Source organism: Helicobacter saguini (assembly GCF_000762875.2).
GTDB classification, from domain to species: domain Bacteria; phylum Campylobacterota; class Campylobacteria; order Campylobacterales; family Helicobacteraceae; genus Helicobacter_A; species Helicobacter_A saguini.
The window spans coordinates 48,546-73,729 of the sequence record NZ_JRMP02000008.1; the positions used below are offsets into that span (position 1 = coordinate 48,546).

General features: G+C 37.2%; 20 protein-coding genes. 10 read left to right on the forward strand and 10 right to left on the reverse strand.

Translation table 11 applies throughout. The annotated features are described in order from the left end of the window. The first annotated feature begins 5 nt into the window (after positions 1 to 5). The 7 genes from LS64_RS06260 (at position 6) to LS64_RS06280 (ending at position 6,399) form a co-directional block, all read left to right on the forward strand. Positions 6 to 419, forward strand: coding sequence for a 4Fe-4S dicluster-binding protein (locus LS64_RS06260; RefSeq protein ID WP_034571334.1), 414 nt, complete (start codon positions 6 to 8; stop codon positions 417 to 419). 3 nt (positions 420 to 422) lie between these two features. Further along, positions 423 to 1,652: a 2-oxoacid:ferredoxin oxidoreductase subunit alpha gene (locus LS64_RS06265; RefSeq protein ID WP_034571331.1), complete on the forward strand. Its 1,230-nt coding sequence runs from the start codon at positions 423 to 425 to the stop codon at positions 1,650 to 1,652. Positions 1,653 to 1,674: 22 nt separating this feature from the next. Beyond that, positions 1,675 to 1,824, forward strand: a complete 150-nt coding sequence (locus LS64_RS12425) for a hypothetical protein (RefSeq protein WP_160659321.1) — start codon at positions 1,675 to 1,677, stop codon at positions 1,822 to 1,824. 89 nt (positions 1,825 to 1,913) lie between these two features. Then, positions 1,914 to 2,063, forward strand: coding sequence for a hypothetical protein (locus LS64_RS12430; protein WP_160662249.1), 150 nt, complete (start codon positions 1,914 to 1,916; stop codon positions 2,061 to 2,063). Beyond that, complete coding sequence (locus LS64_RS06270) at positions 2,060 to 3,004, forward strand: thiamine pyrophosphate-dependent enzyme (RefSeq protein WP_034569821.1); 945 nt, start codon at positions 2,060 to 2,062, stop codon at positions 3,002 to 3,004. Before LS64_RS12430 ends, LS64_RS06270 begins: the two co-directional genes overlap by 4 nt. Before the next feature lie 233 nt (positions 3,005 to 3,237). Beyond that, positions 3,238 to 5,436 (forward strand): asparagine synthase (glutamine-hydrolyzing), encoded by a 2,199-nt coding sequence (gene asnB, locus LS64_RS06275; RefSeq protein WP_237416243.1) that lies wholly within the window; start codon positions 3,238 to 3,240, stop codon positions 5,434 to 5,436. Positions 5,437 to 5,514: 78 nt separating this feature from the next. Beyond that, positions 5,515 to 6,399, forward strand: coding sequence for a menaquinone biosynthesis family protein (locus LS64_RS06280; protein WP_081948298.1), 885 nt, complete (start codon positions 5,515 to 5,517; stop codon positions 6,397 to 6,399). Positions 6,400 to 6,457: 58 nt separating this feature from the next. On the opposite strand, the gene LS64_RS06285 is transcribed toward LS64_RS06280, so the two are convergent. The 4 genes from LS64_RS06285 to LS64_RS06300 form a co-directional block, all read right to left on the reverse strand. Continuing rightward, positions 6,458 to 9,184 (reverse strand): glycosyltransferase family 9 protein, encoded by a 2,727-nt coding sequence (locus LS64_RS06285; protein ID WP_034571246.1) that lies wholly within the window; start codon positions 9,182 to 9,184, stop codon positions 6,458 to 6,460. A 38-nt stretch (positions 9,185 to 9,222) separates the two neighbouring features. Then, positions 9,223 to 9,903, reverse strand: coding sequence for an acid response regulator transcription factor ArsR (gene arsR, locus LS64_RS06290; RefSeq protein WP_034571249.1), 681 nt, complete (start codon positions 9,901 to 9,903; stop codon positions 9,223 to 9,225). A gap of 73 nt (positions 9,904 to 9,976) precedes the next feature. Continuing rightward, positions 9,977 to 10,594, reverse strand: coding sequence for a recombination protein RecO (recO, locus tag LS64_RS06295; protein ID WP_034571252.1), 618 nt, complete (start codon positions 10,592 to 10,594; stop codon positions 9,977 to 9,979). Positions 10,595 to 10,597: 3 nt separating this feature from the next. Further along, complete coding sequence (locus LS64_RS06300) at positions 10,598 to 11,599, reverse strand: hypothetical protein (RefSeq protein ID WP_034571255.1); 1,002 nt, start codon at positions 11,597 to 11,599, stop codon at positions 10,598 to 10,600. 81 nt (positions 11,600 to 11,680) lie between these two features. On the opposite strand from LS64_RS06300, the gene LS64_RS06305 reads away from it, so the two are divergent. Continuing rightward, the gene (locus LS64_RS06305) at positions 11,681 to 12,538 is read left to right on the forward strand and encodes a fumarylacetoacetate hydrolase family protein (RefSeq protein ID WP_034571258.1); all 858 of its coding nucleotides are present in this window, start codon (positions 11,681 to 11,683) and stop codon (positions 12,536 to 12,538) included. A gap of 12 nt (positions 12,539 to 12,550) precedes the next feature. On the opposite strand, the gene LS64_RS06310 is transcribed toward LS64_RS06305, so the two are convergent. After that, complete coding sequence (locus tag LS64_RS06310; RefSeq protein WP_052062430.1) at positions 12,551 to 13,798, reverse strand: argininosuccinate synthase; 1,248 nt, start codon at positions 13,796 to 13,798, stop codon at positions 12,551 to 12,553. Positions 13,799 to 13,889: 91 nt separating this feature from the next. On the opposite strand from LS64_RS06310, the gene LS64_RS06315 reads away from it, so the two are divergent. Beyond that, positions 13,890 to 14,264: a dihydroneopterin aldolase gene (locus LS64_RS06315; RefSeq protein WP_052062431.1), complete on the forward strand. Its 375-nt coding sequence runs from the start codon at positions 13,890 to 13,892 to the stop codon at positions 14,262 to 14,264. 3 nt (positions 14,265 to 14,267) lie between these two features. On the opposite strand, the gene cysE is transcribed toward LS64_RS06315, so the two are convergent. From cysE to LS64_RS06340, 5 genes are all read right to left on the reverse strand, one after another. Continuing rightward, positions 14,268 to 15,068 (reverse strand): serine O-acetyltransferase, encoded by an 801-nt coding sequence (gene cysE / locus LS64_RS06320; RefSeq protein ID WP_052062432.1) that lies wholly within the window; start codon positions 15,066 to 15,068, stop codon positions 14,268 to 14,270. Between the two features lie 9 nt (positions 15,069 to 15,077). Further along, positions 15,078 to 16,781, reverse strand: coding sequence for a bifunctional phosphoribosylaminoimidazolecarboxamide formyltransferase/inosine monophosphate cyclohydrolase (locus LS64_RS06325; protein ID WP_237416244.1), 1,704 nt, complete (start codon positions 16,779 to 16,781; stop codon positions 15,078 to 15,080). Between the two features lie 149 nt (positions 16,782 to 16,930). Further along, on the reverse strand, positions 16,931 to 17,614 hold the full coding sequence (locus tag LS64_RS06330) for a chemotaxis protein (protein ID WP_034569548.1): 684 nt from the start codon (positions 17,612 to 17,614) through the stop codon (positions 16,931 to 16,933). Positions 17,615 to 18,061: 447 nt separating this feature from the next. Then, positions 18,062 to 20,155, reverse strand: a complete 2,094-nt coding sequence (locus tag LS64_RS06335; RefSeq protein WP_034569546.1) for a methyl-accepting chemotaxis protein — start codon at positions 20,153 to 20,155, stop codon at positions 18,062 to 18,064. Positions 20,156 to 20,538: 383 nt separating this feature from the next. Then, positions 20,539 to 23,058, reverse strand: a complete 2,520-nt coding sequence (locus LS64_RS06340; protein WP_238699471.1) for a TonB-dependent receptor domain-containing protein — start codon at positions 23,056 to 23,058, stop codon at positions 20,539 to 20,541. 208 nt (positions 23,059 to 23,266) lie between these two features. Here LS64_RS06340 and LS64_RS06345 point away from each other — a divergent pair, with 208 nt between their 5' ends. Continuing rightward, positions 23,267 to 24,817: a hypothetical protein gene (locus LS64_RS06345; protein WP_034571527.1), complete on the forward strand. Its 1,551-nt coding sequence runs from the start codon at positions 23,267 to 23,269 to the stop codon at positions 24,815 to 24,817. Positions 24,818 to 25,184: the final 367 nt, after the last annotated feature.

Below are 25,184 nucleotides of genomic sequence, written 5' to 3' on the forward strand. Positions count from 1 at the left end.
AGATAATGGAAAATACAAATAATAATGGTTGGAATGACTTACTACCCGGGGCTGTCGTATTCCCCTTTGAATCAAGCGTAAATGGCGAGGAAAATGTCGCAAATCATCAAGAAAATCGCGCCTACACAAATGGCAGTATGTATACCCAAAGTGTCGCGCACTGGCGAACGATAAAGCCTGTGTATAACACAAATCACTGCATAAATTGCTATCAGTGTTGGGTTTATTGCCCTGATAGCTCCATTTTGGTGCGTGATGAGAAAATGAAGGGCGTTGATTACAAGCACTGCAAGGGCTGTGGCGTGTGCGCTGAAGTGTGTCCTACTAATCCTAAGTCGCTTATTATGTTCCAAGATTTTATGACGACTGAAGACGCCATAAAAGAGTGGCCAGCGAAAGAAAAAAAGGTAAAGGAGTAGAAAATGGCGAAAGTTTATGATTTACACGAAGTGGAAGTGTGGGATGGTAACACAGCGGCAAGCCATGCCCTGCGACAAGCGCAAATCGATGTGGTAGCGGCATATCCTATCACGCCATCTACGCCGATTGTGCAAAATTATGGGACTTTTATTAGCAATGGATATATTGATGGTGAGTTTGTGCTTGTGGAATCTGAACATGCGGCAATGAGTGGCTGCGTAGGTGCGGCAGCAGCTGGTGGGCGTGTGGCGACTGCGACTAGCTCTCAAGGGTTGGCTTTGATGGTTGAGGTGCTTTATCAGGCAAGTGGTATGCGTTTGCCGATTGTATTAAATCTTGTCAATCGCGCCCTTGCTTCGCCTTTAAATATTCATGGCGACCACGCTGATATGTATCTTTGCCGTGATGCTGGGTGGATTCAGCTTTGCACTTGTAATCCACAAGAGGCTTACGACTTTAACCTTATGGCGTTTAAAATCGCTGAAGATTATGATGTGCGCATTCCTACTATTGTAAATCAAGATGGCTTTCTAAGTTCGCACACCGCGCAAAATGTCCGCCCTTTAAGCGATGCTGATGCCTATAACTTTATCGGCGAATATAAGGTCAAAAATTCGCTTTTAGATTTTAGTAAGCCTGTCACTTATGGAGCGCAAGCAGAAGAGGACTGGCACTACGAGCATAAGGCGCAATTAAATGCGGCGATTATGGAATCTATAAAGGTTATAGAGCGTGTGTTTAAAGAGTTTAAGGATAAAACGGGGCGTGAGTATCATCCTGTAATGACTTATGATATGGATGATGCGGATGTGGCTATCTTTGCAATCGGTACAAGTGCGGAATCTGCGCGTGTGGCGGCGAAAAAAATGCGTGAAAATGGCGTAAAAGCTGGTGTTGTAACAATTCACGTCTTACGCCCTTTTCCATATATTGAGCTAGGCAATGCACTGAAAAATGTGAAAGCTGTGGCAATTATGGATAAATCTTCACCTGCTGGGGCTATGGGAAATATGTTTAATGAAGTAGGCACTGCGATTTATCAAGCAAATCTAGGCAATGATAAGAAGCCTATTTTATCAAACTATATCTATGGTTTGGGTGAGCGGGATTTGACAATTCGCGAGATTATGGATATTTATAAAGAGCTAGATTCTAATGCTAAGGCTGGGAAACTAACGCACAAGGCACAGCAGTGGATAGGGCTTAGAGGCGCAAAACTTAGCTATTTTTAGCCAAAGGAGATTCGTCTTCCGTTTGGATTTTGAATTTTCTTTTTCCCTGCCTCGTTGCGACAGACGTTTTAGTCTAGTCTCACTCGCAGGGAAAAAGGAAAATCCAAACTACACGCAAAATACTAGAATCTATACACTCACCAACGCTTGTTTAGATTCTAACGTTCTTTAACATTTATAGAATCTAGATTCTATCCATCACTTTAAAAGTGTGCGTTTTTAGAATCTAGATTCTATTCTCCCTATTTTTTCCTTACCTTAATGGTAAGTGGGATTCCCCCCTCCCTGATTTATATTAATATTTGGGGGGGGGGGGTTAGGGGGTGGGTATATTTTAGAAAAGTGAAATATATTATAGAATCTAAAAAAGATTCTAAAAAACAAATTTTATGCAAAAAGGATAGAAAATGACAAAAGAATTTAAAAACCTAAAACAATTTAGCAAATCTGCGGACAAATTCGAAGGCGCGCACCTTTTGTGTCCTGGATGCGCACATGGTATGATTATTAGAGAAGTGCTAAACGCAGTCGATGGTCCCCTTGTAATAGGCAACTCAACAGGTTGTTTAGAAGTATCAACGGCAGTTTTCCCACACACTAGCTGGGATGTGCCGTGGATTCACATAGGCTTTGAAAATGGCTCGACAGCCGCGTGCGGTGCAGAGGCAATGTATAAGGCGTTGGAACGAAAGGGCAAATACAAAGGGCAACGCCCAAAATTTGTCGCATTTGGCGGCGATGGTAGCACTTATGACATCGGCTTTCAGTGGATTAGCGGTTGTTTTGAGCGTGGGCATGACTTTACTTATGTGTGCTTGGATAATGAAGTCTATGCGAATACGGGCGGACAGCGAAGCGGTAGCACGCCGCTTGGAGCTAGCACTAGCACCACACCTGCTGGTTCTACTAGCTATGGTAAAAAGCAAAAAAAGAAAGATTTACTAGCCATTATGGCAGCGCATGGCAGCCCTTATGTCGCGCAAGTTGCGCCAAATAAATGGAAAGATATGAATGCTAAGATAAAACGCGCCATTGACACTGAGGGACCAACTTTCATAAACGCGATGAGTGCTTGCACGACTGAATGGAAATTCCAGTCAAATAACACCGTTGAGATGAGCGACTTAGCCGTGGATAGCCTTGTGTTTCCGCTTTATGAGATTATCGATGGGCATGAACTTCGTATCACTTATCGCCCTAAAAAAGTCATTCCTGTGCGTGAATACTTGGCAGCCCAGGGCAGATTCAAACATTTATTTAAACCAGAAAATGAGCACATAATAGAGCAATTCCAAAAAGATGTAAATGATAGATGGGAACTACTCCAACGCCGCGAAGAGTCAAAGTTATAGAGAGTTGTTTGTCTGTTTTTTATTCCCACTTGTGTTGTTGAAATATCTTACAAATTATATAGTATTAATATATTTTACAAGATTGCTTAGCTATAAATTTACACAAAATTTTTATGTTTAATCATGTGAGTTGTACATTAGGTTGTAAATAATGATTAATACGTGTACTTATAAAATTTAGTGCAAATATTCATATTTCAACTTTATAATTTCTAATTTCAAAGGAGATAAATATGTGTGGAATTTTAGGTAGCATTACTCTAGGTGGTGTGAATGAAAAGTTGTTTGAATCTGCGTTAATGACTCTCAATCATCGCGGTCCTGATGGATGTGGCGTGTATCATAATGGCAAAGTTTCTCTAGGGCATACGCGTCTTAGCATTGTGGATTTAAGCAATAATGCGGCTCAGCCTATGCACTTTTATGCTAGCAATAAAATGGTTATAGAATCTAATGTTACGGGGGGGGGGGTAAGCTCACCTTATCATAATATTATACAAAATGAGAATAAAGATTCTAACAAAATGATAGAATCTAGCAGGTTAGATTCTATAAATTCAAATCATAAAAATACGCAAAATATAGAATCTAAAGATTCTATAAATTCTACAATAAACAATAATATTTTAAGTAATAAACTCATAGAATCTAACCCACAAGATTCCATAAATAATAACCAAAACAAAGGCGAGATTCTATATTCCCTAGTTTTTAATGGTGAAATATACAATTTTTTAGAACTAAGAAATGAACTAATTTCTATGGGCTATATTTTCCACACTGATAGTGATAGCGAGGTGATTTTGGCGAGTTTTGATGCGTGGGGCGAGGCGTGTCTAAATAGATTCAATGGTATGTGGGCGTTTGCTATTATTGATTATAGAAAAAATAGAATCTTTCTTTCACGTGATAGATTTGGCAAAAAGCCGCTTTTTTACGCCTTTATCCCACCGCAAAATGCTAGTAAAAATAGCGATATTAAAAGTAACACATTTATTTTTGCTAGTGAAATGAAAGCGATTTATCCTTTTTTAGATTCTATAAATCCTGCTAAAAATTTCAAAAATCTAGCCTACAAAATCTTTGAGTATGAAAGCACGAGTGAATGCCTGATTGAAGGGATAGAGCGTTTCCCACACGCCCATTTTGCCTATCTCAATCTAGATTCTATAGAATCTACAAACGATTTAAAACCGCAACGTTACTATCATATTTTGGATAATTTGCGACAAAAGATTCCAAGCTATAAGGACGCCCAAGAAGAATTTAGAGCTTTATTTTTAGACGCAGTAAAAATTAGGATGCGTTCCGACGTGCGAATAGGTACGGCTTTAAGTGGCGGCGTAGATTCATCAGCTACGATGTGTTCAATGTCATATATTTCAAAAAACCATTTAGAATCAAAACGCGCTAGTAAAGACTGGCAGCACGCTTGCGTTGCGTGTTTTAAGGATACGAAGCTAGATGAGAGCGAATATGCAAAAGCAGTGTGCGATTATATTGGCATTAAAGGTGAGTTTTTAGAGATTAATCCACTTGAGTTTTGGGATAATATAGAGAAATATTTTTACATGTTTGAGGAAGTGTATATGACTAGTCCTGTGCCGATGATTGCCACTTATGGTGCGATAAAAAAGCGTGGGGTTAGCGTTACGCTTGATGGACATGGGGCAGATGAGCTATTTTGTGGGTATGGGCATGTGATAAATGCGATTTGGGATTGCAAGTTTTCGCCTAAAATGCAAAAGGAAGTGTTGCAGATTTATAATGACGCACGTTTTATCCCATTAAGCCAAAAGGAGTTAAAAAAGGAAGCAAGGACGCTTTTATTTCGCCTATTTCGCCGTAAAATCAAGGGAAAAATGCCTATGCCAAATGTGGGGCAAAATGCGTTACACAAAGGATATAAACGCTTAGATTATTTTAGCAAGTGGCTTTATGAGCTTTTTGATGTGAGTGTTTTGCCGACTTTATTGCGTAACTATGATAGATATTCTATGATTAATGGCGTGGAAATTCGTATGCCTTTTATGGATTATCGGCTAGTTGAGTTTGTTTTTAGCTTACCTTTTTCATATAAAATAGGCACTTGCAAAAATGGCTATGCTTATACAAAGCGAATTATTCGAGATTCTATGTGTGATATTATGCCAGATTCTGTAGTGTGGCGAAAGTCTAAGATGGGCTTTAGCACACCTATGATTGAATGGATGCAACGAGATAAAAATCACAATGGATTAAAAGAATGGTTTTTAGATATTGCTCACTCAAGGGATTTTTTGCAATGTAATTTACTAAAAGATTCTAAAAAACTGCAAGATTCTATCATTAAAATTTGCAATGGTATAGAATCTAGCTACACCGCTGGAGATAATATTTGGATAGATTTAAACCCATATTTATGGCAAAAAAGCCTAAAATACGCAAGGTAAGATTCTATAAATACAAATAACAAATATGAATTATTTTTATATAATTTGTGTTTTAGAATTTTGTTTATAGGTCTAAGAATGCAAACAATGAAAAACAATGCCTACACAATTGCCCACAGCCCCGATGCGGACGACATTTTTATGTATTATGCGATTAAATTTGGCTGGGTTAGCTCGCCCTATCCTTTGCAAAATTTTGCCCTTGATATTGAGAGTTTAAATCAATCGTGTTTAAGCGGTGAATACGACATTTGCGCGATTTCATTTGGGCTGTATCCGCATATTTGCGAGAGTTACGCACTGCTTAGGACGGCGATGAGCTTTGGGAATGGCTATGGACCTAAAGTTATTAAAAAAAAACAAACGCAGCTAAAACGCAATTTTAAGGTTGCATTAAGTGGAAAATACACGACAAATGCCCTGCTTTTTTTGCTGAAATATCCCAACGCGCGCCCCGTTTTTATGAATTTTATGGAGATACAAAAGGCGGTGCTTAGCGGTGAGTGCGATGCTGGCGTGCTAATCCATGAGGAGATTCTAAACTTTTCTAGCGAGCTTGTGGTGGAAGCGTTTTTGTGGGATATTTGGCAGGAGCTAAGTGGTGAAAATGCCCTGCCACTGCCACTTGGCGGGATGGCACTAAGGCGAAGCATTCCGCTAAATCGTGCGATAAATTTGGAGCAAATTCTAACAAGAGCGATTGAAATCGGCTTAAAATATAAAAAAACTTTGTCTCAAATGCTATTGCAAAATCATCTTGTGCGTGTAAATGAGAATGAACTTTCGCAATATCTTGACCTTTATGCGAATAAAGATTCTGTAACTATGAGTGAAGTGCAAAAAAATGCCCTTGAAAAACTCTATGAAATCGGCTACAACGCCAGAATCTACAATCGCGATTTAAGCAAAAATTTGGAGAAATATTTAATCCCAATAGAATATGAAAAAATCCGTAATAGTTAGAATCTTTTTGCGTGGATTGTGTCGATTAGCTTAATTATTTGGCGGACAGGGATTGAGTTTAGTAGGGCGTTGTTAAAGTTATATTCGTAGTATGGATTAGCAAAGACATCTTTGGCAGGGGTGTGGAGACTAATTTGCCTACTTTAAATTCATCTGGGTAATTTACAAAGCGAGTCCAAACGCCACCACCTGAAATCACTATGATATTACTAGCCACACACATACTTAGGTGGTATCCGCCGCTGTCGTTGCAAAGGATTAGTTTGCTTTTGTTTAGGATGTATAGAATCTCCACAAGGCTGTATTTGCCACACAGGCTAATGATGTAGTCGTTTGTGATGGTGCTGGCTAGGGCGTCTTCGTGTGGTGCGCCTAAGATGTAGGAAATGATGCCATATTTGCGGTGGAGATGGGCGGCTAGTGCGGCGTAGTTGTTTATGTCATACATTCTGTGGATGTCGGTGGTGCCGGGGAAAATAATGGCGTATTTTTGGGTAAAGTCAAAGTTGATTTTACTAAATCTATCTTGGTCTAAGGGGAGAGATATGCTTGGGGTTTGGAGGGGTTTGGCGAAAAGAGATTCGAAAAATTCTTTGTAGCGATAGATTTCAAAAATGTCATCTTGCGTGGTGTAGATTTGATTTGTGTAGTAGATTTTATTTTCTTCGCATCGATTTTTGCCTAAAAATAGTGGATTTGTGTAGTTTAGGATTTTGACTTTTGCTTTTATAATCTCGCTTAAATGGACAAACCAGTCATTGATTGTGTAAGGATATAGCAAAATATCATAGAATCTGCTTTCAAAAAAGGCTTTATAATCGCTAAAAACCTTGCCCTCATCGTTTATATCGCAGTAAATTATCACATCAATGTAGTCTTTGTCATATTCTTTGACAATGTCAATGTAGCGGTGGCTGGCTAGGAATGTGATTTCATAATCTTTGTAATATTCTCGTATTTGTGGGAAAAGTGGGCGTAGTCCTAAGTAGTCGCCTACGCCTACGTCGGCTTGATTGATGATTAGTTTTGGTTTGGTTTTGTTGGGTGGATTTATTTGTATTTCATGGATTTTGTTTGCTTCTTTGCGGAGTTGTTTTTTTATTTTTCGATTTAAAAGTGGGAGGGTTATGGGTAATGCTAGAAAGCTTAGTGGATTTTTGGTGTAAGATTCTAAGATGGCTTTGCCTAGTTTGTAGTCTTTAGATTCTATGATTTGGGTTTGATTTTCTTGCTGTTGTTTGGCGTTTTTGTTGGATTTTATGATTTTTAGTAAAGTGAATGGTAGTTTTAAGGTGCGTTTGATATTGCGTTTTGCTTGGCTTACTGCTTGTCCTAGTTTAGATTCTATGCTATTGTTATTTGAAGTGATAGGTTTTATATTTTGGAATTTTTGACTTAAAGATTCTATTTGATTTATAATTTTGTCGCTTGGATTATTATCTAATAATTTTAGGGCTTTTGTGTAGTAATGATATGTGAAAAGTGATGTTATGTTTTGTTTAATGAGTTTAGATTCTATGTTTTCTTTGGAATCTTGAATTTTAGATTCTATGTTTTCTTTGGAATCTTTGGGGTTAGATTCTGTTGTGTTTTTAGAATCTTCTTTAGAATCTTCGCAAAATGCACTTAAAGCAAGTGCCATATTTAGATAGCTTTTTGCGATGATTTCTTTGGTATTATTAGAATCTATGTTTTGCATTGAAATTTGAAAGGCAAGATTCTGTGGAAAGATATAAATGCGACTAGCGTTTGCTATAACTAAAACGCTAAAAAGTTTCATATAATCATATATATTTTCCATAAAAGTTATATTTTTAGTAACTAAAAAGTTAAAATTAATCAAAATATCATAACTAAAGCTAAAATCAGGTATTTCTTGCGTCATCAAGTGTGTAATAAAATTAAACCCGCACACTTCATGCTCAATATTATAAAGCAAAGATTCCATAAAATCTTTAGTTTCCACATCTTTAAAATGATTAAATATTTTGAAATATATAATTTCTATGGGTGTTTTATTAGGATTATTAGAATCTTGGTCGTTGTTAGATTCTATAATTTTTTTGCATTCGCTTAAACAATCTTGCCTTAAAGAAATATTAGAATCTGCAAAATAAATATAATCAATTTTTGGGATTTTAAGGTGGCTATTGTGCGTGTGGAGCGTATTTTTATCGTTTAGTTTAAAAGTGTGGATTTTAGATTCTATGTTTTTAGAATCTGTATTATCATCTTGCAAATTAAATTCTTTAGATTCTATAGTAGTGTTTTTTACCCACCCCCCTGACCCCCCTCCGCAATGGAGGGGGGAATTTGTGTCTTTAGATTCTATGTTTTGAATCTTAGAATCTTTGGTATTAGATTCTATGATTTTGCTAGTATTGTGATAAAGGGTGTTTGCCCCCCCCCCCCCCGTATTATTAGGGCTAGATTCTAAGTTTATTTTATAAAAATTAGATTCCATATTTGTTTCAACAAAATTAGATTCTATAGTAGATTTAAAAAATTCAATTCCCACATTTTTTGCCTTTGCATAATCAAAAACGCCATTAGAATCTAAAGAACTAGATTCCATAAAAGAAGATTCTAAACTTTTAGATTCTAAAAACATAAATCTAGAATCTAACTTTTCAAACATTAACGACATTTCTTGTGAAAAATTATTCCCAACAAGCAATGCGTAAAAATTACTATATTTTTGATTAATTATAGAATCTATAACTTTTCCTAACTCATTATTATACTTTTCAATAGGCAAAATAATCCCAAAACTCAAATCACGCATTTTTATCCTTAAAGATTTAAAAAAGTAGATTCTATAACCTACGCTTCGAGTTTATATCCCACGCCGCGAACGGATATGATATACTGCGGATTTTTAGGATTTTCCTCAATCTTACTACGCAAACGACCGATAATCACATCAATGCTTTTATTTGAACTCTCCGGGTTAATCGACTCAGATTCTATAGCAATCGCCTCACGGCTAAAAACATGCCCTTTTTTGCTAATCAAAAGCGTTAAAATCTCGTATTCAGCGCGCGTTAAATCAAGCTTTTTATCCTTAAAATACACCTCACGCGTATCCTTATCAATGCGGAAAATCGCCGACTTATCCGCACTATTTTCCTCTGCCATTTTCTGGCTATAGCGGCGGATTAAGGATTGAATGCGCGCCACTAGCTCCTTTGGGTCATAAGGCTTTGCGATATAGTCGTCCGCGCCGTAATCTAGGGCTTTGACCTTGTCATTGACATCGCTTCTAGCAGACGAGATGATGATGGGAATATTCTTTTGTTTTGCTACTTTTTTACACACATCTAAGCCATCCAAATTCGGCAGTGTTAAGTCTAGTAACAATAAATCGAAATTTTTAGTCGCCAACGCACTCATCCCAGTGTAAGGCTCATCATAATTTGTTACATTTATGTCATTTTCCCTAAGATATTCGCTCAAAACCTCCGCCAACTCGACATCATCCTCAATCATTAAAACTTCTAACATTTCGCAACCTTTGAATTTTGAAATAAATTTAGATTCTATAATATAAATTGTAAAGAATGAATAATAAGTCTTTTCACAGCCCTTTTAAAATCACTTCATAGATTTGTGTAGATTCTACATCAGTTATGTTTATTAGAGTTTTTGTGCTAAAAAGTTCTAAAATTTTGTCTTTTTTTAGTATCACAGGCTCTAGCACACAGCCAGGACATGCAAGTAAAAAACTCTGCGTTAAAGCCACATTTTCCCCCAAAGTAGCCCCGCAAAGAAAGCAAGTTTTTTCATTATAAAGTCGCCCTTCAAACTCCAAAATTTCCAAAAACATTTCAATCACCACACGCTTAGGATTCTGCCTATTTAGCGACCTTGAGTGCGTATCTAGCAGGTCAAAATAAAAGCTAGGCACATCGATATTTTCACTCAAATGCTTGCTTAAAAGTGTGCAGAATTGCTGCCAGATAAAAACACGATTAATATCGCGCTCAAAATCGCGGCTAAGGTGCATAATGTTGCGTAATTTAGGCATATACACGCCTTGATATTCAATCTCAAAATCAATTTTACGCCCCGTGTAAATAATGCTGTGACGCGCCCCATAAAAGCGATAAAGCGTGTAAAAATGGCTCTTTGTCAGCACTTTTACAATCAAATCTTCTTTGATACTTTTTGTAACTTTTAGTATGAAACCTTCCATATTTTATAACTTTTTGGTTTGATTTAAATTAATATAAGGTTCTAAATTTTCTAACTTTTTATCACAAATAATACATTCGATGTTGTAGATTTTGCTAATAGATTCTATGTCGCTTTGAGAGTGGATTTTAAAAATGGGGATAAGGGCAAGATTATTTGCTAGATTTAAAATTTCACTTGCAAGATTGCTTGTTAGATTTGCTATTTCAAGCTCGTTATTTTGGGAAAAGTTTTTTATTTTTTGGCTAAAATCGTGTTGGCAATCTTGGTTAAAAGCGTGTTTAAAATCTTGCTTAGAATCTTGCTTGAAATTCTGCGTATTAAAATTGCTTAAATTTATAGAATCTAAACTCATATTTTTAGAATCTAAATAGCAAAGAATCTCGCAAAACTCGCTAAAGATTCTATAATCAAAAATAAACATATCAGCCCCAGCAATGGCGATTTCTAAGACCTGATAGCAATCGATAATTATGCTATCAAAAGTTATAAAATATGGAGTTAGTCGGCGAAGCATACTTATAGAATCTATAATATTTATAGGGTTTTTATTAGGGTTAGATTCTATAAATTTGACTGAATCTAAATTTTTAGATTCTAAAAAATCTTGCGAATTTGTGCGATTAGATTCTATAAATTTTAGTGAATCTTCCTTGCTAGATTCTATAAAATTATCATTTTGTATATCATTTTGAGATATAGAATCCTGCAAAAAAATAATAACTTTATTCTCATTTTTGCTAATATTATTAGAATCCACATTATTAGATTCTAAGAAATCAAAAACATTAGATTCTATATTTGTAGAATTTTGTAACAAATTTTCAATATCATTCAAATTCATTGTTACTTTTTGATACGATTTTAGAATCTGCAAATCAGCGAAATTTAGTCGCGGAGTGTAACAATTATACGCAAGGCTTCGTCCTAAAGTTTCAAAAGGTAACACTTTTTTACATTCTTGCAAATATTTCATTTTTTCTAATATTTTTACAAAATTATTCATAAATTTAGCCTAAAATTTTTCTAATATTATAAAATATTTTATTTAAGATTTAAAAAATTCGCAATTTATAAAGGGAAAATGATGGAATTGAAGGGAAAATTAGCCAGATATATCGATAAAGGCGTGGAATTTTTGGGGCTAATAAAGGATGAGAGCCACATTATGCCACTTGATATTAGCAATAATATGAATGAATTTATTGTTAATTTTACGCGCTTTTCAAAGGTTTTAAACACGCAAAATCCGCTTATTTCACTTAGTGACGTAAGGCTTTTAGCCCCGATAAAATCGCCCTTGCAAGATGTGATTTGCTTAGGGATAAATTATATGGAGCACGCGGTGGAATCGATGAAATTTAAAAAGGAAAATTTTGATGGGAAACGCGAGGAGGCTGTGTATTTTGGTAAAAGGGTGAATGAATTTAGTGCTTCAGGTGATACTTTTTGTAACACTAATTTGACAAAGCAGCTTGATTATGAGGTCGAGCTAGCCGTGATTATCGGCACGGATGCGCGAAATGTGAGTGAAAATGACACGCACAGCCACATTTTTGGCTATAGCATTATGAATGATATTTCTGCGCGTGATTTGCAGCTAAAGCACAAGCAGTGGTATGCTGGCAAGAGTTTGGAGGGTGCGTGTCCGCTTGGTCCTTTTATCGTGCTGCGGGATAGCATAGATGTTACGAATCTAAACATTAGGAGCTATGTCAATGGCGAATTGCGGCAAAATAGTAACACTTCTAAGATGATTTTTGGCATAAATTATGTGATTAGCGAGCTCTCGCATTATTTTACGCTAAAGGCTGGGAGCATTATTTCGATGGGCACGCCTAGTGGCGTTGGCATGGGCTTTAATCCGCCAAAGTTCCTACAAAGCGGCGATGTGGTGAAATGCGAGATTGAAAACATCGGGGAGATTGTTACTTATATAAAGTAGATTCTATAGAATCTACTTCCCCTTAGCCTTACCCGCGATGATAAAGCGTAAGGCGTTTAGTTTTATAAAGCCTGCGGCGTCTTTTTGATTATACACAGAATCTTCCTCAAAAGTGCTGTAAGCTGCGTTAAATAGCGAGTTTGGCGACTTGCGACCTACTACCATCACATTTCCCTTGTAAAGATTCAAAGTTACCACGCCATTTACACGCTCTTGTGTCTTATCAATTAACGCCTGTAACGCCTCACGCTCCGGGCTAAACCAGTAGCCATTATAAATCAAATCCGCGAAACGTGGCATTATAGAATCTTTTAAATGCGCCTCCTCCCTATCAAGCGTCAAAGATTCTATCGCCCTGTGCGCCTTTAGATATATCGCACCACCTGGCGTTTCATAGCACCCACGCGACTTCATCCCCACATATCGATTTTCTACCAAATCTAAGCGCCCTATGCCATGCTTTCCGCCTAGCTCATTTAGTCGCGTCCAAAATGCCGCCGGGCTAAGCTTTTTACCATTTATAGCCACGCCATCGCCACTCTTAAACTCGATTGTAACGCGTTCTGGCTTATCAGGCGCATTCAAAGGCGAAACGCTCCACCGCCACATATCCTCCTCTGGCGCGACATTTGGGTCCTCCAAAATCTGCCCCTCATAGCTAATATGCAGCAAATTCGCATCCATTGAATAGGGCGATTTATTCGCCTTTTTTTCAATCGGTATCCCCGCAGATTCAGCGTATTTTAGGAGCTTCTCACGGCTATTTAAGTCCCACTCACGCCACGGGGCAATCACTTTAATATCCGGATTTAACGCATACGCGCCAAGCTCGAAACGCACCTGGTCATTTCCCTTGCCTGTGGCGCCATGCGCTATGGCGTCCGCGCCGACTTTCTTAGCAATTTCTACTAAATGCTTTGTGATTAGCGGGCGCGCGATGCTAGTACCCAGCAGGTATTCGCCCTCATAAATCGTGTTTGCCCGAAACATAGGGAAAACAAAATCGCGGATAAACTCCTCACGCAAGTCCTCTATAAAAATATTTTGTGCTTTTATGCCTAGTTTCAGGGCTTTAGCCCTTGCAGGTTCGACCTCCTCGCCCTGTCCTATGTCGGCTGTGAATGTGACGACCTCGCAGCCATAAGTATCGCCTAGCCATTTTAAAATCACGCTGGTATCAAGCCCGCCGCTATAAGCTAGGACTACCTTTTTTATTTTTTTATTTGTTTTAGATTCTGTATTTTTTGTGGTTTTTGCCATTTGTTATCCTTTATTTAGATTCTATAAAAGCTAGATTCTATCATAAAATTTTGATAAAATTTCGCGTTTTATTTAGTTTAAAGGAGAAAAAATGCTACTTGAGATTAAAAATTTGAAATTTAAGGCAATCATAGGAATCTTGCCGCGTGAGCGTAGCAGGGCGCAAAATGTGGTGCTAGATTCTAAGATTTATTACAATCCAAAGCATAAAAGTTTGGCTAGTTTTGGTGGATATTTGGACTATGGCGAGATAATTAATGAGCTAAAAAATATGGTAATTGAGCGGAAATTTGAGCTATTAGAAGACGCATTAAGCGAGATTCTACCGCACTTTCTAAACACTCACAAGGCAATTTATAAAATGAGCCTAACAATTAGTAAGCCTGATATTTTTAAGGAGTGTGATGTGAGTATTACGCACACAATGAGTGCGAAAACGCTGGTGTTGAAGTCAATGGAAAAATAAGCCCTACTTCTTTATCGCCTTCAAAAATTCATCATATATAGAATCTAGTTTGTCAAGTTGCTCTTTTAGATTCTCATATTCCTTGCATTTTGTAGAATCTAGATTCTGCTCTTGCAGCATAGATTCTAAGATTTTTAGGCGACACAGGATATATTCAAACATTTTTTTATCAATATCAGGCAGCTTCGTAGTCACCAGCTCTTTGCAATCAGCACTCTTAGATTCTATAGAATCTTTTTTAGAATCTTCGCCTATAATTCGCGCTGGAATGCCAACCGCCGTAGCGTTACTTGGCACATTTTTTACCACGACAGAGTTTGAGCCGATTTTGGCATTTTCGCCAACGACTATGTTACCCAAAATCTTAGCCCCCGCGCCGACTACGACATTATTCATAAGCGTAGGATGGCGCTTTGTCTTTTCAAGGCTCACGCCGCCAAGGCTTACGCCCTGATAAATCGTCACATCATTGCCAATCTGCGCAGTCTCGCCGATAACCACGCCTATGCCATGGTCGATAAACACGCGCCGCCCGATATACGCCGCCGGATGTATATCCATACTCGTCAAAAACTGCGCCCAGCCCATGATAATACGCCCAAGCAGCTTAAAACCACGCTTGTAAAGGCGATGAGCTATGCGATGATGGAAAAGAGCAATTAGCCCCTGATAGTTGAAAAAAAGCTCCAAAAAGCCGTTATACGCGGGGTCTTTAGCCTTTGGCACGCTAAAATCTTCCCTAATCTGCGTCCAAAAGGGCGGATTTTCTTTGTCAATGATATTATTTTCATTATCAATTGTCATTTTTGCCCCTTAATGCAAAAAGTGGCGTTTGTGGCTGAAATAAAGGGCGATGTTGTGTTCATTTGCTGCGTCTATTACTTCTTTATCACGGATGCTACCACCTGGCTGTATTACTGCCGCTACGCCATATTTTGCCACTAGCTCTATGCTATCTTTGAATGGGAAAAAGGCTTCGCTAGCTACCACGCTCCCTTTCAAGTCTAGCCCCATTTCATCCGCTTTTTTCACCGCCGCATATATCGCATCCACGCGGCTTGTCATACCCATACCGATTGCGACTAGCATAGAATCTTTTACGAAAGTTATGCAGTTTGATTTTGTCAAAGCGGCGATTTTATAGGCGATTTCTAAGTCTTTCATCTGGCTATCACTCGCGGAAACTTCGCTCATCAAAGTCGCATTTGCCACCTCGCTAGATTCTATAAAATCGCTATTTTGATACACAAAGCCGCCCTCGATATGCTTAAAATCATACATATCACGCGGGAAAAATAGCCTTTTATCCTTAGAATCTAGCTTTTCTCCGCACACAAAAATCTTAATTCGTTTCTTATGCGAAAAGCTATCAAGTGCGTCTTTTGTGACATTTGCCGCGACAATAACCTCGATATAATGCTTTAAAATCTCTTCACTCAACGCCTTGCTAAGGACGCCATTTAACGCCAAAACGCCACCATACGCACTCACGCTATCACATTTCAGCGCGTCCTTGTAAGATTCTAGCAGGCTCTCACGCAGGGCAAAACCGCATGGATTGCCGTGTTTTACAATACACGCAACAGGCGTATCGCCAAAACTTGTAGCAATTTTCAAAGCGGCATTCATATCAGTTAGATTATTAAAACTTGCCACGCCTTTAAGGGCGCGAAAATGCTGGGTGTAAAAGCCATCAAACTCATAAAGTGCGCCATTTTGGTGGGGATTTTCCCCATAATTTGTCGTAATGACCTTTTTACCTGTGATAAAAATGTGTCGCGGAAAACTCGCATTTAGCCGCATATTCATATAATTTGCAATGTAGCTATCATAAGTTGCAGTATGCTCAAATGCCTTAATCATAAGCATTCTGCGGAAGTTTAGCGGGGTGTCTATATCGATTTTTCTAATGTTAAATTCTGTATTTTGCAACAAAGTAGATTCTGTATTTTTAGAATCTTTTTTAGTTTGCGACTTTTTAGAATCTTTTGCCTTTTTAGATTCTAAGCTATAATTTTCAAAACTTTTACTCTTAGAATATTCAATATTTAGAACTTCTAGCACCGCATTATAATCATTACTATCCACGACCACATACACATCTTTATAATTTTTCGCCGCCGCTCTAATCATAGAAGGTCCGCCGATGTCGATATTTTCGATAATCTCGCTCAAACTATCAGTCTTTTTTGTAGTCGCCCTAAATGGATAAAGATTCACACACACAAGGCAAATGTCATAAATCCCATGCTGCTCTACTTCCCTTAAATCAACCGCATTATTTCGGCGGTGCAAGATTGCGCCATGAACTTTTGGATGCAGCGTTTTCACACGCCCATCAAACATCTCGGGACTAGCGGTGTATTCGCTAATCTCAATTGCCTCAATTTTATTATCCTGCAAAGTCTTAAAAGTCCCGCCGGTGCTTAGAATCTTAAAGCCAAGTTTGACTAGCCCACGCGCGAAATTCACAATCCCACTTTTATCACTAACGCTCAAAATCGCATATTTTTGCATTGTTGTCCTTTTAGAATCTTGTTAAGATTCTAATCTTTTTAAGATTCTAAAATTAATAATTTTTAGATTCTAAATATTGATAGAATCTAACTTACAAAAAAGCTAGATTCTAAAATTCATAATTTTTAAGTTATTAAAGTTATTTCTTATTATTTTTTCCCAAAAGATGCAATCAACGCCTCAATATCGCCCTCGCTTGCCACCTCATCGTGATTATCCCCAGCGATATAAGTAGCCGAAGCCACGCGTTTAGAATCATCGCCCCTGCCCTCAAATAGCGAGTTCATATATTGACTAAGAGCGCGCATTACATTAATAACACGTTCAATCTTTTGCCTATGAATGTCTTGATACTGCATAATATCCATCGCCTGCATACACGCGTCATTGCAATCCATCGCCAAGTTTTTAATGTCATCAACGACTGCTTTTATGCCCTTTGTCTGCTCTAAAGAAGTCGCAAAAGCCTTGATTTTAGGGAAGCTATCCACAAGCATTACTAGCATTTCCTCTTGCGTTTTTAGGTATTCCACAATTTTTTTAGAATCTTTTTCAATTTTACTCACAGATGAGCCGATAGAATCAATCTGGTCGAAAACCTCCGACATCTTAATCTCGGAATCTTTAGTCACATCATCTAGCTGATGGACGACTTTATGCTCCTCTGTGGGCGGCGGCGGTGGCCACTTTTTATCCGCTTCTGGCTTGTAGGTATTGGGGTCCACGAACTCTGGCTTGATATTCTCATCAGCGGGTGCAGGCTCACTTGCGGCATCTAGCGGCAAGTTATCAACGCCCCCTTTCATCATAGAATCTAACTCATCTTGTGTCATAAAAACTCCTACCTAAAACTTAAATAGATATTAAATAAATATAAAAAAATGCAATGATTATAACATAAAAATATTAAATTTTTGCTTTATAATGAAAACGTATCAAAATATTTAGTGTATAAATTTTAAGAAAATTTATATAATGCAAATAAAGACTATATATAAAGAATTATATGCAAAAAAAAGCAAGAGCTTTAGCTTATCAAGAATGCAAAGACTATGCATTAAAATTCTAGTCGGTAGTCAAGGAATATGACGGAAGTTATTATAAAAAGACAAATGAATCTAATATGCGATTGTCTTGCAATGAATATCCAGTCAATTTATTAGTTAAAATGGATATTTATGTCTAATATCAAACATCCACAGATGTATCTATGTGGTTACAATACGCTAAAAATAAATTATATATTAGCACTAAGGGTAAGGATAAAGCATTTTTAGAATCTAGAATTTTTTCTTATTCACATCATCTAGGATTTGGGCGGCGACAGAATCTACGCTACCGCTTATATCCTTGCTATGATTTGCTATATCCACATTTTTTTGTGTGATAGATTCTAATTGCGAAATGGCTTCATTTATTTGGCTAATGCCAACGGCTTGTTCTTTAATTGACTCGCCCATATCATTAATTGACTGCACCAAAATATTAGTATTTGCCTCGATTTCACCAAGTGACTTTTGCGTCCTTTCTGCTAATTTTCGCACTTCATCAGCCACAACCGCAAAGCCACGACCATGCTCTCCAGCCCTTGCTGCTTCTATTGCCGCATTTAAAGCTAGTAAATTCGTCTGGTCTGCGATGTCGCGGATAATGCCTATAACATTTTTAATATCTTCACTTTGGCTTATTACTTCGCCTGTGCGACCACTCACTGATTGCATAGAAGATGTAATTTGCTCTACTGCCGTAGCCGTTTGCTCCAAAGATGACGCTTGTGTATTAGTAGATTCTGTTAAAGTTTTCACCGCTTCCTCTAGCTCAACTGACTTTGACTTTAAATCTCTAGCATAACTAGCCGAAGTGCGTAGCATACTACTTATAGAATCTCCTAGCGCGTTAATGCTATTTTCCATACCCTTAGCATCCTTGATACGCGCGGTAAAGTCATCGCCCTCAAACGCCTTAAATACCTCTCCTGGCTCTGCTAAGTTATCCCCTACTAACTCATAAAGGGCTAAAGACATATCATTCATTGAGTTTTTCAAGCTTTCAAGTTGCGGGTTCAAACTAGATTCTGTAATCTTTTCGCCAAATTTCCCCTGCTTTGCACTATCTACTATATGTGCTACTTGCGCTACAATCTTAGAATCTTGCTCCAAATTTTTCGCGGTTTTTTCAATATTTGTATTAATTGCCTCTGCCATCATCCCTAGCTCATCATAGGCTGTGATATGCAGCGGTTGTGGTGGATTTTTCACCTCATAGTTTATATATTTAAAAAAGCCAAAAAGCTCATCTCTAATATGGCTAATACGCTTTATAACCTTAAGCTGAATGTAAAAATAAATTATCACACCGATAACAATAAGCGAAATAACCACCGCCAAAATCAAAATAGAACGCAAAACCTGCACAGATTCTAAAATGGACTCTTCAGGCGCAGTAACCACAATGCCCCAAAAGCTGCCTGTGTTATCGCCGACTTGAAAGCTCGCAAGCCCTGCAAAGCCCTCTTCATTCAAGCGATTAGTATAATCATAAATGCCGCTTTCATGCTTTCCTATCGCACTAAGCAAAGTCGCCGTGCTAGCGTTATTATTTACTTCAGTAATGTGCTTTGTTACATATTTAGAATCTGGATGAATGCCGATTATGCCTTGGTCTGTCATTAAGAATTGATAGCTATCTTTAAATGTTAGATTTTTACTACTTAGCACATTATCTTTCATCTGGTCTAAATCCACAAACGAGCCAAGCACACCTACAACCTTACCCTTATTATCCACAATGGGCAAATTTACCGCCGCACCCAAAACATCATTTCCATTGATTTTTACCACACGTGGAGTGCCGATAGTCTCACGACCTGTTTTTAAGGCTTCTTGCACAAGTGGCAAATTGACAAGATTCATATCCGCCTGCATAACCTCCACGCCACCAACCTTGCCGGGCGTAGTATCACGCACGATAATCATAAACTCGCCATTTGGCAATTTGTGCTTAGGATTTGCAATATTTCCCCCTATATATGTTGGCTCATTTAGGTATAAATATACATAATTTCCCCATTCAGTCGCATCAGCAATGCTTTTTAGTGAATCTTCCATCACATGCTGGTCGTCATTGTAGCCGCTTTGGACTAGAGATTCTAAGCCTTGCTTACTAGCATTTAGCGCGGCAAAGACCTCGTTGAAATAGCCCTCCACCATAGCCGCGGAGCGATTTGAGATGGCTGAGAGTAGCTTTTTTGTCTCGCTTAGCTGGAGTGCGCTACTCCTATTCATCACGACTATTGTCATAATCGCCATACACACGACCATAATTGACACGAGCCAAAGAACTAGCCGCGTGCCAAGATTTATACGAATTTTCATTCATTCTCCTTTGGAATTGTAAAATAGATTCTATAACTTACATTATAGAAATATAAATGGACATTTTGTGTCTTGTTTTTAGATTTCTAAAAAATAAACCTTGTTTTTAGAATCTATTTTGTAAGGATTTTGTTTTTTAATTCTAAAAACAAGGAAAATAATTATAAGTAAAAAAAGTTAATGAAACAAGATAAAGTTACATTTTTCATAACTATATATATATATATATATATATATATAGAACTTTTTGCAATATAAAATTATATAAATTTTAGTGTATTGTAGTAATAAAAGTGATATATAAGTTATAAAATTTATAATCGATTTAGAATCTTTTTGAAGTCTTTTATGATTTGGGCTAAAAAAGATTCTATAAAAAGATATTAGAATCTAAGTTGGGCGGTGATGATGTATGTGCGACCACGGGCTGCGTTATTGAATAGATATATATTATTTCCATTTGCATCATATCCGCCCTGACTTGGCGAAGAGTTAAAGGCATTTAGTGCGTCCATATAGTTAGAATCTAGCAGGTTTTGTATTTCAAATCGCACATTAAAATATTTTCCCCATTTGAAATTGCTAGGATTCCACGCTATATACAAATCCCAAATTGTTGGAATCTTTGGTAAATCTTGGCTTGGAATCTCTGGAAACATATCATCTGGGTTGGCTGGATTATTATTTCTATCATCGCTAATTGGGCTAATACGTTTTGCCTTCCCTGTGTATTTGATAATCGAGCCTATGATAATGCTTTCATTAAAAAATCTAGCCCCTATATCAAATGTGCCATAATCTTGAGGCAGGGCTGATGGACGTGAATAGCCAAAGCCTATAGAATCTCCAGCATACGTTTCACTAAAAGGCTGATTAAACTCTTGCCAACTATACGCTAGACGTGAGTAAAAATAGCCTATATCATAGTTAAACTCAAGCTCAATTCCTTGAAATCTAGCTAAATTTTCCCAATTTAAGTGCATAATAAAGCTTTGTGCTTCTCCTGTAGTTGCATCTTCTACAAAAAAGCCTTTGTTATAAATATAATTTTTTACATTTGTATAATAATATGCGGCTTTATATCCTAAAGTATCTTTAGACGTAAAAACGCCATGCTTATATCCATTGAATCCTACTTGAAACGTATCTGCCGTCTCTGGCTTTAAATATGGATTTATACTATTTCCTTGATTATTTGTAAAAAACATTTCTTGCACGTTTGGAGCGCGATTTGTCCTTGCATAGCTAATAAATGGCATAAAGTAATCATGCACTTTTGCACTAAACATAATTGAGGCGTTAAAATACACACTTTTATTATTTATATTCGTAGCCTCTTTTGGAAAGCAGCTAGTTACATAGCTCTCACACACAGGCTTAAAGCCTTTTAGCTGATACCACACGACATTAAGGTTAGAATCTAAACGATAAATATCATATTCTAATGTATTATCTAAATATGTTGTAATTAGATTTTGCGTTCCCTTTGGTTGAAATGGTGTAGAATCTGCCCCAGCTGAAGTCATTGTATTTGTATAATCATTTAAAAGCACATTAACCCCGGGCGTAAAAGTATAATTGATATTAAAAAAATTAAAAATAAACACGTTATTTAAATCAATTGTAGTTGCTTGATTTAACGCACTTAGATTAGATTCAGTGCGACCAAAAATAGTGTTATTTTCACTATATTTTTGCCTACTATCATTAAAGGCTACTAAAAAATTTAGATTCACTAACTTAGAATCATGCGGATTATAACCTGCGTTTAATTGATAATTGCTATTAAACATTCTTCGCCCTGCAAGAGTGTTAATATATGTGCGATATTGAAAGGTGATATTTGAATCTTGCGTTGGTTTATACTCGGTTTTAAATAGCACGCTTTGGGGATTTTGGCTTAGTGTGCTAGGATTAAACGCACCACTCTCGCCTACATCCGGGTCTATTACACCATCGCCATCTAAATCACTCCCTTGATTAATACTGCCACCGCCACCCACGCGATAATTCTGCGTAATATATCGCCCACTATATGCAATTAGAAAGCCAAGAGAGCTAGAATCTCCATGCGGCTTAAATTTAAATGCGCTACTAACCATACCACTAGGACCTATACCATTTGTGCCATACGCTACTCGCCCTAATGCGCCCACTGAAAAGTTGCCAAAGGTATTAGTCGCAATATCATCTACATTTATCGTGCGTAAGTTAGCACTACCCATTAACGCATTCCCACCAGCCCCACCGCTAAAGCTACCGCGAGATACATCAAATCCAGCTAAGAAATTCTGGTCAATTGTCGCCCCAAACGCACTAGTGCCTCCTCCTGCGTGATAGCCCCCTTGGTCTGCGGATGTCCCAAAAAAAGTTTGAGATACGCCATCTACCATTGTATTTACACGTCCTAAGCCTGTCATACCGCGGATATTTACCTGCACGCTGCCTTGGCTTTGGTCAGTATTTGTGTAGGTTCCGGGCATACTACGAATTACTGAATCTATGCTTTGTGTTGTCTCGCCGATTTCTTTACCACGTGAGCTAGTCGCCCCGGGTGTAACAAAGGCTTTGTCGGCTTCTTTAATCTTTTGTCCGCTAATCTCAATTGTGTCAAATTCGACTTCGTCATCTTCGCTGTTATTTGTCGCTGTAGTCGCTGTGGTCGCTGTGGTATTAGAATCTGCATCGGCTAATGTTAGAATGCTAGATTCTATATTTTTATCGTAGGCAAAGTTTATAGATTCTATATTTTTAGAATCTTCTCTTTTAGATTCTACATTTTTAGAATCTATACTCAACGGGGGGGGGGGGGAAATCATAGATTCTATAGAATCTGCCTTTAAATTACACACAACAACACTAAGTGACAACACCGAAATATTCAATATTTTATTAGATTTCATAACCTTTTCCTTTAATCAATTAAAATGATAATTTTAACAAGCATAAAAAATATACTTTTAAATATGATACACATTCTTAATTAATAAATCTATAAATGTTGTAATTTTTTATTAATTTTGTTTAAAGCAAGGATAAATCTGGCATTTAAGATTCTATAATTTTTGCAAAATAAAGATAGAATTTTATCACATTTTGAAAAGGGGTTTTATGCGTTGTTTTGTTATTTTTTTGATATTTGTTGGTGCTATTAATGCGGCGAGTTTGCGTGATTATAAGCCTTTGGTTTATGAGATTTTAAGTGGATATTACAAGATAGATTCTAAAAAATATTCTAAGATTATGGAATCTACTTTGCAAGATTCTAATAAAATTATAGAATCTAAAAACGCCCAAGATTCTAAAGATTCTAAGAAAAATATAGAATCTAAAAGTAAAGATTCTAACCTAAATGCCGAGCGTAACACAGAGAGACAAGATTCTATAAATTCCAAACGCCAAACGCCCACAAACATAGAATCTAATTTGCAAAATACCCAAATGCCCGCCCACCACCCCGTTAGTGAGATAGAATCTAATTCGCAAGATTCTAACAAAAACGCTCAAGATTCTAAAACCCAAACGCCAACAAATATAGAATCTAAAAACCTTTCGCCCGCCCACCACCCTACCATTGATACCGCAAAAGCCCACCCTACTTTGAATGAAACGCCCACAAACACAGCCCCACAACTCCGCATTCTCCTAACCATAAAAGACTTTGCGGACAATAACCTTACATTTATTGACACGCTAAGCCCTTATACAAAAGACGACACACAAAGGCAGTTTATCATTGCCTACAAATATTTTCTAAGCTATATAATGGCGTTTGAAGCAATAAAGTTTTACATAAATGAGTTTGAAAAAGATTTTAATGTGAAAATCGCACGTGAAAAAGAGGAAAGATATTCCATTGATACATTTTATGAGAGTGAGCAAGACTTCCTAAATGCCCAAGAGTTTTTTATTAATTCGCAAAGTGAGATATTGCAAAGTTTTGGGGGTGAGCTTTTTTCTTTTGCAAATAATGTGGAGACTGAGCGTCCAGATGGTGCGAGAAAAGAGCATACACAAAAGGTTTTGAATCTTAAAAATAAAAAGCCTAACAAACTCGTAACCTTAGCACTTTATAACTACTATGCGTTTAAAGAATTTTACAATATAAAAAATGACTATATTTATGAAGTCCTGCACTTTGAGGCTTTGGATGAAATAAAGCTAGGCGGAAGTCTTAAGGAAGTTTTAGCGGATGTGTTTGACAATGTTGGCAATGGTGCTAGGGGGGAAAATGAGCCGCTTAATAATTATAGGGATTTTATTTTTTATGGCTATTTTAAGGCGTTTAATGCGGCGGCTTTTGCCTTGCAGCTAGAAAATATGAATGAAGATTCTAAGGTGCAAGCCCTTTTAGAATCTAGCGATGGGCTGCCTTGCGAGTATCCATCAATGCTAAGTGTGCGGACGCAAAATCTGTGCCTTTTTAGTGCGTTTCAGTCAAAATATATAAAAAGCGATGTGAAAATAACAAATGCAATGATTTTGAATGAGAAGGCAGATTATGTGAAACTTTATATTATCGCGGATAATAAGCTGTGTGTAACGCTTGCAACACCGCCAAACCCGCCAAATGCCAAAAATGTTATAGTCACGCCAAATATAAACACTTACTTTTGCAACACTTTGGCAAATTTGTTTAAACAAAACTTTAGGGAGAAATAGCATTCTTAGATTCTATAATATTAATTTTTTCTACCATAAGATTAGATTATATAGAATCTGCCTTTAAATTATACGCAACAACACTAGGCCAGAACATCGAATACATATTCTTAGTAAATTAAGAATACTAAATATGTAAATTATATATAACAAGTTTTAAAAAATAAAATAAGTGTAATATTTTTAGATTCTGTGATGTTATTTAGATAAGAGTAGAGCAGGGATACTAAAAAATATAGTTTTTTTGTTGTAATTATTTCGCACATTATTCAACATCCTTGTAATTTGTGTTTTGTAGCCAGAGTTTGGCTGTGTGGCGGAGTTTGGCTGCATTGTCACTTGCGAAAAATTCAACTTTTGTAATGTT